This is a genomic window from Vibrio sp. 1978, from assembly GCF_033344345.1.
The window spans coordinates 1-568 of the sequence record NZ_JAWPOP010000816.1 but is presented as its reverse complement, the minus strand read 5'-3'; the positions used below and the strand labels follow the sequence as shown (position 1 = coordinate 568).

Sequence of the window (568 nt, the reverse complement as noted above, 5' to 3'; positions counted from 1 at the left end):
GGACGAATTGTTCGTACCATATGGACAAGGCAACATTTTTTTTCGTCATTACAATGCGAAGGACTTAAAACAGCAGTTTCTTTCCACTCAATTAGCTTTTGATCCAGGAACAAAGTTCGCGTACAGCGGTCTTTCTACAGTTGGTCTTTCTAAAGTGATTGAAAAAGTATATGGGCAATCATTTACGAAAGTAATGAAAGAGAAGATTTTTTCCCCTTTAGGTATTGAAGAGTATCAGTGGCTGCCAAACATTGGCAGTGGCGAAGCAGGAGCAGACTGGGGCTTACGTCTAACATCTCGAGATATGGGTAAGTTTGGCTTGATGTGGCTTAACAAAGGACAATACAACGGAACGCAAATTGTTGGTGAAGAATGGTTGAATGAACTCAGAAAGAGTAAGTTCTATTCGTATGAGATGGGGTATGGGTTACATTTTTGGCAGGTTTTTAACGTTGAGAATGGCGTTGCGGCTGTTGGGATAGGAGAGCAGTACATTGTTGCCATTCCGAACAAAAATGCAGTGATTGTCACGACTGCTGGGAACTATGAAACAAGATCTCGACCAGTG

The 568-nt window shown here is 41.7% G+C and carries 1 protein-coding gene; it reads left to right on the top strand.

Translation table 11 applies throughout. The features are described from left to right. Window positions 1-568, top strand: a 568-nt coding sequence (locus tag R8N49_RS29285; protein ID WP_318190716.1) for a serine hydrolase domain-containing protein, incomplete at both ends; no start/stop codon positions are given.